The organism is Pseudoalteromonas sp. SG41-5 (genome assembly GCF_014164495.1).
Taxonomy (GTDB): domain Bacteria; phylum Pseudomonadota; class Gammaproteobacteria; order Enterobacterales; family Alteromonadaceae; genus Pseudoalteromonas; species Pseudoalteromonas rhizosphaerae.
In genome coordinates this window covers 21,371-34,435 of the sequence record NZ_JACJFH010000052.1, presented here as the reverse complement: position 1 = coordinate 34,435, position 13,065 = coordinate 21,371, and the positions used below count along the sequence as shown (strand labels likewise).

Genomic DNA, 13,065 nt, shown 5'->3' with positions numbered 1-13,065 from the left:
CGCAAATTTATTTCCTCTATCAGCTAAAGAATTTTGATTTTATGACTGTTTCAAATTCATGACAGTAAGTAACTCAGTAATTACAAAATAGGCTGTAATATTTAGTTAATTATGTCGCCAAAAACTGAAATAATGTGTTGATTTCTATATGCTCTTGCCAAATTATTATACTAATAGGTGAAGTGCATGAACTCTTCCACTGATGCTGCGCAGTTTGACGCAGTGACAACAAGTAAACCGAAATGGAACTTTCATGATACCCAATGGGTGTTGAGTCTTTTTGGTACTGCCGTCGGTGCCGGTATTTTGTTTTTGCCAATTAATATTGGTATTGGTGGCTTTTGGCCGCTGATCATTTTAGCGTGTTTAGCGTTTCCAATGACTTTCTTAGCCCACCGTGGTTTAGCGCGTTTTGTATTGTCATCAAAGAACAAAGATGCTGATTTTACCGATGTGGTTGAAGAGCATTTTGGTGTGAATGCTGGTAGATTAATTTCATTATTGTATTTTTTATCAATATTTCCAATTTTACTGATCTATGGTGTTGGCCTAACCAATACTGTTGATAGTTTTATAGTAAACCAATTAGGTATGGAAGCACCTTCTAGAGTATTGCTTTCAGGAGTTTTAGTTGCCAGTATGATCAGCTTGATGCTCGGTGGTGAAAGGCTAATGTTGCGTGCTTTTGCTATTTTAGTGTATCCGTTAGTCGGTATTTTATTGTTTTTATCGTTGTATTTAATTCCGAGCTGGCAAGTACCCAATATGGCCTTTCCTGAGTTTGCAGGCTTTAGTAAAACGTTATGGCTGTCAATTCCTATTATAGTGTTCTCATTTAGCCACGCAGCGGCGATCTCAAGCTTTGTAAACGTACAGCGAGGTCATTATGGTAAACAAGCGACAGCTAAGTCCGAGGCGATTCTAAAGCGCACCAGTTTATTACTGATAGTGTTCGTTCTATTGTTTGTATTTTCGTGTGTACTTTCATTAACACCAGAGCAAATGTTGCAAGCAAAAGCACAAAATGTATCCGTGTTATCATACTTAGCTAATGTTACTGACAACTCATTTATTGCCACCTTTGGCCCGCTAGTCGCGTTTATTGCTATCACTTCATCTTTCTTAGGTCATTTTTTAGGAGCAAGAGAAAGCTTTAATGGGCTTGTTACTAAACAAACAAGTTTGTCGCTGAAAAACGCTGACAAAATTGGTGTTGCTATCATGTTCTTTGCTATTTGGTTTTGTGCTGTTAAAAACCCAAGTATCTTAGATATGATGGATCAACTATCAGGGCCGATTATTGCGATGATATTATTCATCATGCCAATGATTGCTGTTTATAAAGTTCCAGCATTACAAAAATACCGTGGCCGTTTTAGCACCTTGTTCGTGTTAGCGGTAGGCTTATTAGCGGTAGCTGCTTTGATTTATGGCTTTGTTGCTTAGCAAGTAGCTTTAGAGACTTTAGTTAGATTAAATAAAAGCCCTGTAGGTGACAAACTTACAGGGCTTTTTAGTTTATGCTATTGCAGCTAGGGCACGGGCTCTAATATCAGCGGCAAAGGCTAGGCCTTTTTTGAAACTTGTTTCAGCAGCGCTAATCGCATCTGCATCGCCATTCGCTGCAAGTACAGCTTGGCTTAGTGCATTATAGAGATTTTTAATTTGCGCTTGGTAGGCTGAATCAATCGCACTTTCAATAGTCGTCATTAGGTCTTTTTTATAATCAATTAAACTGAGAATGTTAAAACACAATAGCTGATATTGAGGAGCTTTGTTGATGTTACAGGTGTTAATTTAGGTTTATAAGCTAGCGCTCATAGTTTATTGTCCCAGCGGTAGGTCAGGTTTTTGCCTGACAATATGACGGAAAAATCCCGGTTTATAAAAATACCAATACCAAACCTGTAGGAGCGACTTCAGTCGCGAACATATGAGATAATGATTTTTAGTTCATTAATGGCTAAAGCCACTACCTACTCGCAGTAGAGCTTACGAGACGGGATAAATCCCGACCTACAAAAGAACACGAAGAGCAAATCTCTGTACAGCGCAAAACGCCTCGGCGTGCTGTGGTGTGATTATCTTTAATACAATACTGTGGCCTTTTTCGAGCTTAAAGCTCTTTGAGGAGCTTATCCATCAGTTGAAGTATTTTTAAATACAACTTAAAATTGATGGCTTGCAACGGTTAGGTCTTCTATTTAACCAAAGTAATAATAATGGAGATCAAATGGTCGATAAAGCAACCTTATACCTCGAAGATATCTTAGAGGATGCATTTTATTTTTTGCAGAATGGCGATGCGAAACAGGGTAAGTACTTGCTGAAAAAATCAGCTAAAAAGTACCCACGTCATTACTTGACCTATTATGGGGTCGGTATAATGGCTGTACTCAAAGGTGATTATAACTTAGCTATACAAAACTTGCTGAAATCCATAGCAGTTAATGGTGAATATGCTTTAGCTCACTATAACCTGGCGATTAGTTATCAAAAAACTGGAAAGGTTGATTTATCTATTAAGCACCATGTTGCAGCATTGAAGTATGCATCACCAGAAGAGACTGACGTTATTACTGCGTCTAAAGAAATTATTGAGTTAGTTGAAAAAGGCTTGCCGACAGGTTTTACTATTGAACAGTACCTTGAAGATTCAGAACGTTTCGATAGGGGCTTTGAATTTCTCCAAACAGAGCAGTATGAAAAAGCTATTCCCTTGTTTAAAGTGATTGCATCAAATCAGCCTAAGCATGTGCAGGCTAAAGGGAACTTGGGGATTTGTTATTTAATGTTACAGGATTATATGCAAGCGCGAGATTACTTTGAGCAAGCGTTAGCACTTGATCCAGACTATGGACCTGCAAAGAAAAACCTAGCTGTATTGAACAATATAGAAACCGGGCTATTGAGTAAGCCTTTGGATATGCAATCAACTTATTTTTATGCAGAAAAAGTAGCACGAGCTGATAAAATAACTTAGCAATCGAATGGTTCAAGCTTATCGCTTAAAGCTTTACTGCTTTCTTTGGTTCAAATAGGCTGAATGTTGTAATACTCAACTCAGCCTACGATGAGCAATGTAATTATTTGCTCATTTTATCAAGGCTTGGCTACTCGAAGTTTTCCATTGTCTTCATTAAATTAAATGGCTTATTTAATTTTTCTAAGCTAGAAAATTGTTCACGTATATCTTCAGGCAAAATAAAGTAATCAGCTTTAGTTCGCTCAAAAGTTAAAGGGATTGCCATAATTAATTGGTTGTACTTATCAAGCATGGTTTTATCGCTATCTTTTAAGGCCTGCAATTTTGCTGAAAGCAATGTGAAACGCTGCAACTCATCATGTGTGCATAAATCTTGCGTCTTTGCATAATGATAAGATAAAACACTACTAAGCACATTCCAGTCATCTGAAATATGTTTAACGTCATCTGGAGTTATAACTATTGCTGTTTGCTGACATTTTTCAAGTTTAGTGTCATATGCTTTTATTGAATTATGGTATTCAACCGTTAAATAACTAGTGAGGTTATTTTCGGCTATATTTGCATATGTTAAAAAGGAACTGAATAAAGCAAGAGCGAAAACAATAAAATTATTCATTTTGCAGCCTCGCAACCGTTATAAACAGCCTTCCAGAACTGCCTTTCTTTAGATGTTTTAGCTTTAATTGCTTGAAGACCAGATATCGTTTCTATGGTTTTTCGAGCTATGCTTGGGGAGCTTTTTAGTGCAGTAGAAAAAGCATCAAAATCAGTTTGAGTGAGGTTATAGTGACTTTTAATGATGCCATTACCCGCAAAAATGTTAGCAAAAGTACCAACTGTAATTGTTGCACTGAGCCACTGATTAATTTCTTTTATTCGCCTTATTTCTTTTACAGCTAGCTTGCCACGCTCAGAAAACTCCAAATCGTCAATTTCAGGACATCTCATTAATTACTCCTTGTTATTGAATTCCGTAAATATAAAGCCTAGCAAAAACTGTCTAAAAACTGTACCTGAAAATTGTAACCAATATATAAAAAATACTGAGTTTCTATTTTTATTCAACAGGGTATACACTGATTGAGTTATTTGAAATGCAAACTAGATTCCTTATAAGGATATTAAATTGTCGCAGTCTCTTCCTATTCCAGCCCAGCGTTGGTTATCACTGTTATTGTGCGCAATTACAGCGGCCGCAATTACAGTATTTTTAAGTAACGTCAGTTTTGTACAGCAAGCCTATATGAAGTGGGGCAGTATTTTATACGCCAATCCTGCGCTGCACTATAGTTTTGCTTTTCTTGCCGGCATTGGCATCAAGCTAATGCTGGATAAGTTTTATATCTCCCACGCCAAACGCAGTATTGGGTTTAGCTTTAAGTACCCGCCAGTGACGATAAGCTTATGGTTTTCGATAATTCTTATAGGTTCGATTTTTTACTTCACTTCAAATGTACAGCAGTTAATAGCGGCTAGTTCTTGTTTTAAGTATTTCATCTTATCTATTTTAGGTTCTTCCATAGTTATAGCCTACCAACAAGACAGTGAAAAAATTAACCTTAATTTGCTTGTATGCTTTTCTTCTATAGCTGCGATTAGCGCAGTTTTTATTTATTGGCATATCAGTCATACAGGTTTTAGTTGGCCACTTTTTATAGTGGTAGATGTTTACATACTTTTCGTAATATTTTTGATAGGTAAATATGTAAATGGATGCGTTAAATTAAATCGAGAACAAATAACCATAGAGTGTGCGTCAAGCCTTAATTCAAATGACTTTAAAACCTTAGGTGAGTTCAAAAATTGGTTTAAAGACGATTCAACTATTAAAAACACAGAACAACTGGAGCCTGATTTACGGATTTATGCCACTCGTATTACTGAACGGCTGTTAACCGGTGGTGATAAAGAAGGATATGAGAAAAAGGGAGCGCAACATATCGCACTGTGTGGGCCATTTGGCTGTGGAAAAAGCAGTATAGTTGACAGTATTGCAAGTGAGTTAGCAAAAAGCCCTAAGCAAGATGGGATCTGGATACATAGTGATATATCAACGTGGGGCGCAGCAAGTGGCAGGGTTGCTCATGTAGTATTGAGTCATATCATCGATGATATCAGCCAACATATTGATATGTGCGCCTTTCGTGCCTTACCAAAACATTATACCGAAGCCCTAAAATCAGGCGGCAGCATATTTCAGTTTGCATCCACACTACTGGCAGGCCCCGTTGATATTGAAGAGAGCTTCAAAAAGCTTAATGATGTTCTTGAAGCAACCAACCATAAATTACTGATCACCTTACAAGACGTAGATCGCGGCACAGGTGATGAAAATGAAAAACGCCTAAATGATATAGCTGCACTGTTGGATAGATTAAAGGGCGAAGATTTAAGTCATATTAACTTTATCATCGCAATGGGTAATGAAAATGAAGTTGCCGCCGAAGTGATCTCAAAAGCAACTGATTATAGAGAGGATATTGCTGCTCAGGACTGTTATGAATATCTAAATCTATACACAAAGCTCAGCTTGGAAAATGCGTTAAAACCGAATAAAAAGCGGAAAATCAAAAATTATAAAATAATTGGTTATTGGGGATTGATCAAGTTAGATGATCAAAACAACGGGCAGCGTGATAGCTTAACATCTGAATTAAAAAAACTAGAGGTATCCACGAGCTATATTAACAATCATTTAAACTCATTCCGGGTTTTAAAGAAGGTCTTACGGAGAGTGGATCAAGCTTGGCAACCTGAAAAATTGATGGGGGAAGTTAATTTTATTTCATTGATGATGGTGGTCGCTTTTAGAGAAGTTTATCCTGTTCAGTATTCCAGGTATCAAAAGCTTGCGGAGAAAGGTAATCAATTACTACATAGGTGGTCTGCTCCCGAAAGTCTCGAGTTAAAAATAAAAGAGATATGCAAAAGTAAGGATGGTGTTCAAGATGAACAATTAAAGCAATATCTAGATCATATGCTTCGTATTGATTGGCGAAGGGATGATCAAGAATCTAAAGATCAGCAAGAAGTAGCGAAAGAGTTAGTAAAGAGGGGCTCTACAAAAGAAGCTTCTACCTCAGTGACTATTGAAAGTAATGCTATAAACAATATTAAGTTAAATCCGTTTCGACTTGAGATAGATTGCACCAATATTAAAACCCAAAAAGATCAGAATAGTAAAAGCTTGGTGATGAATCCTAAGTTTAATTATCTACAATCAGTTGGCTGTACAAATAATACTGTTAATTATTTAGATCGGATTCAACGAGAGCAGCTATCAATCAAGAAAGCATCAAAAAATACAGAGTTGAGCGATCAAGTTTTAATCGCCAAAGTTATTGAACTACGAGAGTCTAAAGATATTTTAGAGTTTTTGAATAAATGGTTTGAGTTGGATAGTGACTATCGTTTAGGTGTAGAGCGATTCTTTTTTATACCCAATTGTTGTGATGATCTAAATAAGGGGATTACGGGTTTTTTTGAGCGTTCAAGCCGTGATAGAGATTCAAATTTTCAAGATTTCAGTAAAAGTTGTGATATTGAACTTAGTATAGCTTGGCTAATTGCAGAAAGTTTAACGCTGGAAAATTTAAATGAGGTTTTTAGCTTTTTCTTTAATAGAATTCAGGATGACAGTCAAATACCTTTAAGCGAAGAAAAACACATACTTTTCAGGTTAATTTATGAAGTGTTGGGTTTATTATCCAGCACTTCAGAGCCAACTAATATTAAGGCGTTTTTTAGAGGATTAAACCAAATGGAAAATGAAAGTGATTATTCTTTTTTATGCCTCTATCTAATTTCTTGCACGAAAGAGTGGAGTTTTGATAACGAGAACAAATGCTTTAAATTTGATGTATCAGATATTCAAATTGCAGAAGAAAAGCTCAGCATATTATTAGGAGTGGATCCTAAAACTTTTTTAGAAATACCAATGAACCCTACTATAAGGTTTAATAATGCTCTGAGGTTAAATGAAGCAATAGAAAGTAAAATTAAACCATATTTTTAATGAGATAGCTTCTCTGTACAGCTCCTTGGTGCTCTCAGTGGTGGAATTGTTTTTAAGATAGAATACAGAGCAGCTTTCGTGGCTGAAGCCAACTCCTACGAGTGAAGTGCTAGACTTACCGCCTATGGCTAAAGCTCTCTGTGTAGCGAAGCGACTCGGTGTTCTCTGTGGTGAAATTGTTTTTTCAAATAGAACGCAGAGCAGGATTTTTCGTGGCTGAAGCCAACTCCTACGAGTGAAGAGTCGGGCTTAAACTTACCGTTTAAAGCTATACAGCTTATGATTCAACCTCTGTGCAGCGAAGCGCCTTGGTGTTCTCTGTGGTGAAATTGTTTTTTCAAACAGAATGCAGAGCAGGATTTTTCGTGGCTGAAGCCAACTCCTACGAGTGAAGAGTCGGCCTTACAACTTTTAAAGCTCTACAGCTTGTGGCTTAAACATGCTGGGTTTCGCGTCGCTCTACCCAGCCTACGTCATTATACTCAACCCAGCCAACGGTGATTAATTTAACGCCGATCTGCTCTTAATCTGACGGCTGATAGCTTACAGCTGAAAGCTTTTACTCTTCTATCACACTCACAACAAAATACGGATTCAAATACTCATCTTTGGTGTTATAAACAAGCGGGCTGCCATCAAGCTTAGTGACTTTTGCGCCGGCGATTTCGGCTATAGCGTGGCCGGCACCGGTGTCCCATTCACAGGTTGGGCCTAGGCGTGGGTAAATATCGGCGCTGCCTTCGGCGACTAAGCACAGTTTTAGTGAACTGCCTTTTGAGACCATTTCAACCTCGTCAAAGCGTTTTACAAACTCTGCTAAATCCGGTGATGGATGCGAGCGGCTGCCGACTACGCGGATAAGGCCTTTGTTTGCTTTGGTGGTGACTTTAAGCTCAATGCGCTCATCACCGCGGTCCTTAAATGCGCCGATTGCCTCTGCTGCCAGATAAGACACGCCTAGCGCAGGCGCATCTACTACCGCTAAGATAGGCTTGCCGTTTTCAATCAAGGCGATGTTAACGGTAAACTCACCGTTCTTTTTAATAAACTCTTTAGTGCCGTCGATTGGGTCAACCAGCCAATAGCGGGTCCACGTTTGACGGATATCCCAGCTGATATCGGCACTTTCTTCACTTAATACTGGGATCTCTGGGGTTAAGTGGGCTAGGCCATTGGCAATCACTTTGTGAGCTGCAAGATCGGCGTCGGTTACAGGGCTTTCATCAGCTTTGTACTCAACGTTAAAATCCTTTTCATAAATCCCCATAATAGCGCTGCCAGCTTGGCGGGCAAGGATCAGTATTTCTTCGAGCAGTTCCGTTTGGTTCATGACTTAACCTTTAATAATTTGCTGTTGTTTTAGATACGCTATCAGCTCTTGCACCGATTGGTCTAGGGTGTTTTTACTGGTATCTAAGATTATTTCCGGTGAATGGGGTATTTGGTAGTCTGAATCTATACCTGTGAAGTGTTTTATTTCACCTGCGCGGGCTTTTTTGTATAAGCCTTTTGGATCGCGGCTCTCGCATACGTCCAGAGGTGTGTCTAAAAACACTTCGATAAATTCACCGTCATCGACTAAGTTTCTTACCATATCGCGTTCAGCGCGAAATGGGGAAATAAATGCGGTGAGTACCAATAATCCAGCATCGACCATTAGTTTAGCGGTTTCACCAACGCGGCGAATATTTTCGATACGGTCTTCGTCGCTAAAGCCTAAATCTTTACACAAGCCGTGGCGTACATTGTCGCCATCTAGCAGGTAGGTGTGAATACCTTGTTGATTGAGTGCGCTTTCAAGGGCGTTTGCTACGGTGCTTTTACCTGAGCCGGAAAAACCAGTGAACCATAAAATAGCCGGTTTATGGCTTTTGTGTTCGCTACGTTGTGCTTTAGTAATGGCATAGTTATGCCAAACAATGTTCTCATCCATTATAAAACTCTCTTATGAGTAAGCGCTGGCTTAAAATGGAAATACCAGCGGGATCAGGGTTAATACCGTTATTGAATAAATAATAGAAAGCGGTAAACCCATTAATACATAGTCTTTTAAACGATAATTGCCGGCGCTATAAACCATCAGGTTAGTTTGATAACCAAATGGTGATATAAAGCTTGCAGATGCACCAAAGGCGACCGCCATAATAAACGGCAGCGGGTCAACATTAAAGCCCATTGCTAATGCATAAGCGACAGGGAATGATAGTGCCGCTGCGGCGTTATTGGTGATAAGTTCGGTGAACATTACTGTCATTACAAAAATCGCGATAAACGCGCCATAGGGGCCAAAATCACCGAGTACATAAAACAATGCTGCAGATATTTGTCCAGCTAGGCCGGTGCCTATCATCAGTTTAGCAAGGCCAATGGCGCTACCAACTACAGCAAGTAATTCAATAGGAAAACGGCGTTTTACTTCGCTCAGCTTTATCGTTCCCGTGAGCATTAAGCCAATCAGCAATACTAATAAGCCTTTTACCAGTGGTACATAGCCAATAATACTCAGCCCAAGTACCGTTGCAAAGCTCGCTAATACTAAGTTAGATTGCTTGGGCGCTAAGTGAGTTTGTAAATCAAGCCCAGAAATATACACAAATTCGCGTTTTAAATTAGGCAGACTATAAAAGTCTTTACCTGGTGCGAGGATCAGTGAGTCTCCCGCTTGCAGCTGCACTTTACCAAGGCCACCTTGTAAGCGGTCATGGCCGCGACGAATAGCGATAACAGCGGCATGAAACTGTTCACGAAAACGCGCTTCTTTAACTGTTTTTCCTATAAATTTAGATGATTGGCTGACAACAACTTCAACGAGGTGCTCAACATCTTTTTGATGTTTATCGTGAACTATTTTTAGCCCGTCAAAGCGTGTTAGCAATGGCACTGATTTGATGTCACCGACAAACAGCAATACATCGCCCGCTTTAATCACTTGTTGCGGGGTCACTGCACAAATGCGTTTATCGCCGCGAATAATTTCCGCTAGGAATAAGTCTTTAAGTTCGCGCAGGCCATTTTCTTCTACGCTTTTACCAATTAGTTTTGAGCCTTCTTCTATTTTACCTTCGAGATAAAAAGGCACCACTTCTTGATCGTTTTTGCCGTTGTCTGGCAAATATTTTAGCATCACTAAAATAGTGATCAGGCCCACACTTAATGCGCCTAACCCGACTATGGTAAAGTCGAAAAAGCCTAGCGGTGCCATGCCTGCATCAACGGCAAAACCATTGACGATTAAATTTGTTGAAGTACCAATTAAGGTAATTGTGCCACCTAAAATAGCAGTATACGACAGCGGTAATAGTAGCTTTGAAGGTGAATGGTTTGGATTGTCTTTTATGGCAGTAATGAGCGATGCGACAACCGCTGTATTATTGGTAAATGAGGATAAAAACGCTGTAGAAAGTCCGAGCTTAGTGACTGAGCTGGTTAAACTTCCTTTTGATAATGACTGGGCAAGCTTTTGTACGAGTGTAGTTTTTTCAACCGCAATCGAAACCAGTACTAATAACACTAAGGTGATCAGTGATGGATTGGCGTAGTTGATCAGCATATCTTCAAGGTCGATTAACCCGCCTAGATATGCGGTGCCAATGGCGCCAACAAAAAGCCATGCTGGCTTTAGCCGCGTGCCAAACAGGCACCCGACTAAAGTTAGCATAATGCCTGTTAATACTAGCTGTTGATACATGCTTTATATGTCCTTAACAGGCAAAGTTGGTTATTTAAGCTTTGATATATCAAGCGCTTGCCAATGTGGGAAGTGCTTGCGTACTAACGCATTAAATTCAACTTCAAACTCACTAAAGTTACCCGTTTGTTGTTGCTTAGCAAGCACGTTTTCAATCATACCCGCCGCAACAGTTAAGTTAGATAAACGATCGATTAAAATAAACGCACCGGTTTCGTGATTGTTGTGATAAGCATCGGCCAAAATGGTTTCGGTCAATTCTAGGGTAACAATCGCGATTTCGTTTAACTGCAGGCTGTTTGCGCTACCGTGTTCAAGGGTGTTCACATCAATGGTGTGATCAATCTTTTTCACGATAGCCGAAGTATTTTTACTGCCTAGCTTAAAGTTATAGCTTTTACCCAGTACCAGCGGCGCTTCGTGCATCCACACAAGCTTTGCTTGTACTTGGTTAGTTACAGTCGCTGTTGAATCAGCAGGAACGATCACGTCCCCTCGGCTAATATCAATTTCAGTGTTAAGCGTTAAAGTAATTGCTTGGCCAGCTTCGGCTGTGTCTAAGTTGCCGTCAAAGGTTACAATCTCTTTAATGCTTGAGGTTTTACCTGATGGCAATACTTTAATAGCATCACCAACGCGTAATTTTCCTGAGGTCAAAGTACCTTGGAAACCACGGAAGTTTAGGTTAGGGCGTACTACATACTGCACAGGGAAACGCGCTTCAAAGCCAGTGTCTGTTTCAGCTGCTGGTGAGTCTTCTAATAACTCAAGCAGTGGTTTATCTGTGTAATATGGTGTGTGCTCTGAGCGTGTTACTACGTTATCGCCTTTAAGCGCCGACATAGGCACAAACTTGATGTTAGATACGTTAAGTTGCTCGGCAAATTTTAAATAATCGGCTTTAATGCGCTCATAAACGGTTTCGTCAAAATCAACAATATCCATTTTATTCACGGCAACAACAAACTGTTTAATACCCAATGAATCACAGATAAAGCTGTGACGCTTAGTTTGTACTTGCACACCGTAGCGCGCATCAACAAGAATAATCGCTACATCACTGGTTGATGCACCAGTTACCATGTTGCGGGTGTATTGCTCATGCCCTGGAGTATCAGCAATAATGAATTTACGTTTAGCCGTTGAAAAATAACGGTACGCTACATCAATAGTTATGCCTTGCTCACGCTCAGCTTGTAAGCCGTCAACCAGTAGTGCTAAATCGAGCTCTTCACCGGCATTACCGACTTTTTCGTTATCTTTATGCAGTGCTGCTAACTGATCTTCATAAATTTGGTGGCTGTCGTGCAGTAGGCGGCCAATTAGGGTTGATTTACCGTCATCCACACTACCACAGGTCAGCATACGCAATAGGCTTTTGTCTTGTTGGCGAGCAAGATAGGCGTCGATGCCAATTGCTTTTACTTCGTTAATTGTATCGCTAGTATTAATAGACATTAGAAATAGCCCTCACGTTTTTTCTTCTCCATTGAACCTGCTGAATCGTGGTCAATTACCCGACCTTCACGTTCAGATGACGTAGATAGCAGCATTTCTTCGATAATCTCAGTCAGTGTACTGGCTGTTGATTCCACTGCACCGGTAAGTGGGTAACAACCTAAAGTACGAAAACGAACAGATTTCATCATGGGTACTTCTCCTTCTTTAAGCGGCATACGCTCATCATCAACCATGATCAAAGTACCATCACGCTCTACAACAGGGCGCTCTTTGGCTAAGTAAAGCGGAACCATATCGATGTTTTCTTGATAGATATATTGCCAAATATCAAGTTCAGTCCAGTTAGAAAGTGGGAATACACGGATGCTTTCGCCAGGGTTAACTTGACTGTTATAGGTATTCCAAAGCTCTGGACGTTGGTTTTTTGGATCCCATCTGTGGTGTTTATCACGGAATGAATAAACACGCTCTTTAGCGCGAGATTTTTCTTCGTCGCGGCGTGCACCACCAAACGCGGCATCAAAGCCGTATTTATCAAGCGCCTGTTTTAAGCCTTGGGTTTTCATGATATCGGTATGCTTACCAGAGCCATGAGTAAATGGGCTGATATCAATCGCTAAGCCTTCCGGATTTTTGTGGACGAGTAAGTCAAAACCGTACTCTTTTGCTAAGCGATCACGAAATTCGATCATTTCTTTAAACTTCCAGTTGGTATCAACGTGAAGCAGTGGAAACGGAATTTTACCTGGGTAAAACGCTTTACGCGCTAAATGTAAAAGTACCGATGAATCTTTACCGATAGAGTAAAGCATAACTGGGTTCTCAAACTCAGCAGCAACTTCGCGCATGATTTTGATACTTTCAGCTTCTAATTGCTGAAGGTGAGTTAAAGCCATTGTTAGTCGTCCTACT

The 13,065-nt window shown here is 39.8% G+C and carries 11 protein-coding genes; 3 read left to right on the top strand and 8 right to left on the bottom strand.

Annotation, left to right across the window (positions count from 1 at the left end):
• Positions 1–186 precede the first annotated feature (186 nt).
• Entirely contained in the window at positions 187–1,446 is a 1,260-nt protein-coding gene (locus H5232_RS14140) for an aromatic amino acid transport family protein (RefSeq protein WP_182719257.1), read from the top strand.
• 72 nt (positions 1,447–1,518) lie between these two features.
• Here the strand turns inward: H5232_RS14140 and H5232_RS14135 are convergent, their stop codons facing one another.
• The gene (locus H5232_RS14135; protein ID WP_182719258.1) at positions 1,519–1,710 is read right to left on the bottom strand and encodes a hypothetical protein; all 192 of its coding nucleotides are present in this window, start codon (positions 1,708–1,710) and stop codon (positions 1,519–1,521) included.
• Positions 1,711–2,233: 523 nt separating this feature from the next.
• Between H5232_RS14135 and H5232_RS14130 the strand changes: the two genes are divergently transcribed.
• Positions 2,234–2,983: a tetratricopeptide repeat protein gene (locus tag H5232_RS14130; protein WP_182831092.1), complete on the top strand. Its 750-nt coding sequence runs from the start codon at positions 2,234–2,236 to the stop codon at positions 2,981–2,983.
• A 130-nt stretch (positions 2,984–3,113) separates the two neighbouring features.
• On the opposite strand, the gene H5232_RS14125 is transcribed toward H5232_RS14130, so the two are convergent.
• Both H5232_RS14125 and H5232_RS14120 read right to left on the bottom strand, forming a co-directional pair.
• Positions 3,114–3,605: a hypothetical protein gene (locus tag H5232_RS14125; RefSeq protein ID WP_220491389.1), complete on the bottom strand. Its 492-nt coding sequence runs from the start codon at positions 3,603–3,605 to the stop codon at positions 3,114–3,116.
• Positions 3,602–3,937 carry a hypothetical protein gene (locus H5232_RS14120; protein ID WP_182719260.1) on the bottom strand — a complete coding sequence of 112 codons (336 nt, stop codon included), beginning with the start codon at positions 3,935–3,937 and terminating at the stop codon, positions 3,602–3,604. Before H5232_RS14120 ends, H5232_RS14125 begins: the two co-directional genes overlap by 4 nt.
• Before the next feature lie 178 nt (positions 3,938–4,115).
• Here H5232_RS14120 and H5232_RS14115 point away from each other — a divergent pair, with 178 nt between their 5' ends.
• Positions 4,116–7,004, top strand: a complete 2,889-nt coding sequence (locus tag H5232_RS14115; RefSeq protein ID WP_182831091.1) for a P-loop NTPase fold protein — start codon at positions 4,116–4,118, stop codon at positions 7,002–7,004.
• 559 nt (positions 7,005–7,563) lie between these two features.
• Here H5232_RS14115 and cysQ read toward each other — a convergent pair.
• The 5 genes from cysQ to cysD are packed head-to-tail and all read right to left on the bottom strand — an operon-like array spanning position 7,564 to position 13,049.
• Positions 7,564–8,334, bottom strand: coding sequence for a 3'(2'),5'-bisphosphate nucleotidase CysQ (gene cysQ, locus H5232_RS14110; protein ID WP_182831090.1), 771 nt, complete (start codon positions 8,332–8,334; stop codon positions 7,564–7,566).
• 3 nt (positions 8,335–8,337) lie between these two features.
• Positions 8,338–8,937, bottom strand: a complete 600-nt coding sequence (cysC, locus tag H5232_RS14105) for an adenylyl-sulfate kinase (protein WP_145238262.1) — start codon at positions 8,935–8,937, stop codon at positions 8,338–8,340.
• A gap of 30 nt (positions 8,938–8,967) precedes the next feature.
• Positions 8,968–10,692 carry an SLC13 family permease gene (locus H5232_RS14100; protein ID WP_182719264.1) on the bottom strand — a complete coding sequence of 575 codons (1,725 nt, stop codon included), beginning with the start codon at positions 10,690–10,692 and terminating at the stop codon, positions 8,968–8,970.
• Between the two features lie 30 nt (positions 10,693–10,722).
• On the bottom strand, positions 10,723–12,150 hold the full coding sequence (gene cysN / locus H5232_RS14095; protein ID WP_182719265.1) for a sulfate adenylyltransferase subunit CysN: 1,428 nt from the start codon (positions 12,148–12,150) through the stop codon (positions 10,723–10,725).
• Positions 12,150–13,049 (bottom strand): sulfate adenylyltransferase subunit CysD, encoded by a 900-nt coding sequence (gene cysD / locus H5232_RS14090; protein WP_145238271.1) that lies wholly within the window; start codon positions 13,047–13,049, stop codon positions 12,150–12,152. Before cysD ends, cysN begins: the two co-directional genes overlap by 1 nt.
• Between the last annotated feature and the right edge of the window lie 16 nt (positions 13,050–13,065).

Coding starts and splice junctions, on each gene's coding strand:
- H5232_RS14140 (WP_182719257.1), top strand. CDS start 187: ATGAACTCTTCCACTGATGCTGCGCAGTTTGACGCAGTGACAACAAGT.
- H5232_RS14135 (WP_182719258.1), bottom strand. CDS start 1,710: ATGACGACTATTGAAAGTGCGATTGATTCAGCCTACCAAGCGCAAATT.
- H5232_RS14130 (WP_182831092.1), top strand. CDS start 2,234: ATGGTCGATAAAGCAACCTTATACCTCGAAGATATCTTAGAGGATGCA.
- H5232_RS14125 (WP_220491389.1), bottom strand. CDS start 3,605: ATGAATAATTTTATTGTTTTCGCTCTTGCTTTATTCAGTTCCTTTTTA.
- H5232_RS14120 (WP_182719260.1), bottom strand. CDS start 3,937: ATGAGATGTCCTGAAATTGACGATTTGGAGTTTTCTGAGCGTGGCAAG.
- cysQ (WP_182831090.1), bottom strand. CDS start 8,334: ATGAACCAAACGGAACTGCTCGAAGAAATACTGATCCTTGCCCGCCAA.
- cysC (WP_145238262.1), bottom strand. CDS start 8,937: ATGGATGAGAACATTGTTTGGCATAACTATGCCATTACTAAAGCACAA.
- H5232_RS14100 (WP_182719264.1), bottom strand. CDS start 10,692: ATGTATCAACAGCTAGTATTAACAGGCATTATGCTAACTTTAGTCGGG.
- cysN (WP_182719265.1), bottom strand. CDS start 12,150: ATGTCTATTAATACTAGCGATACAATTAACGAAGTAAAAGCAATTGGC.
- cysD (WP_145238271.1), bottom strand. CDS start 13,049: ATGGCTTTAACTCACCTTCAGCAATTAGAAGCTGAAAGTATCAAAATC.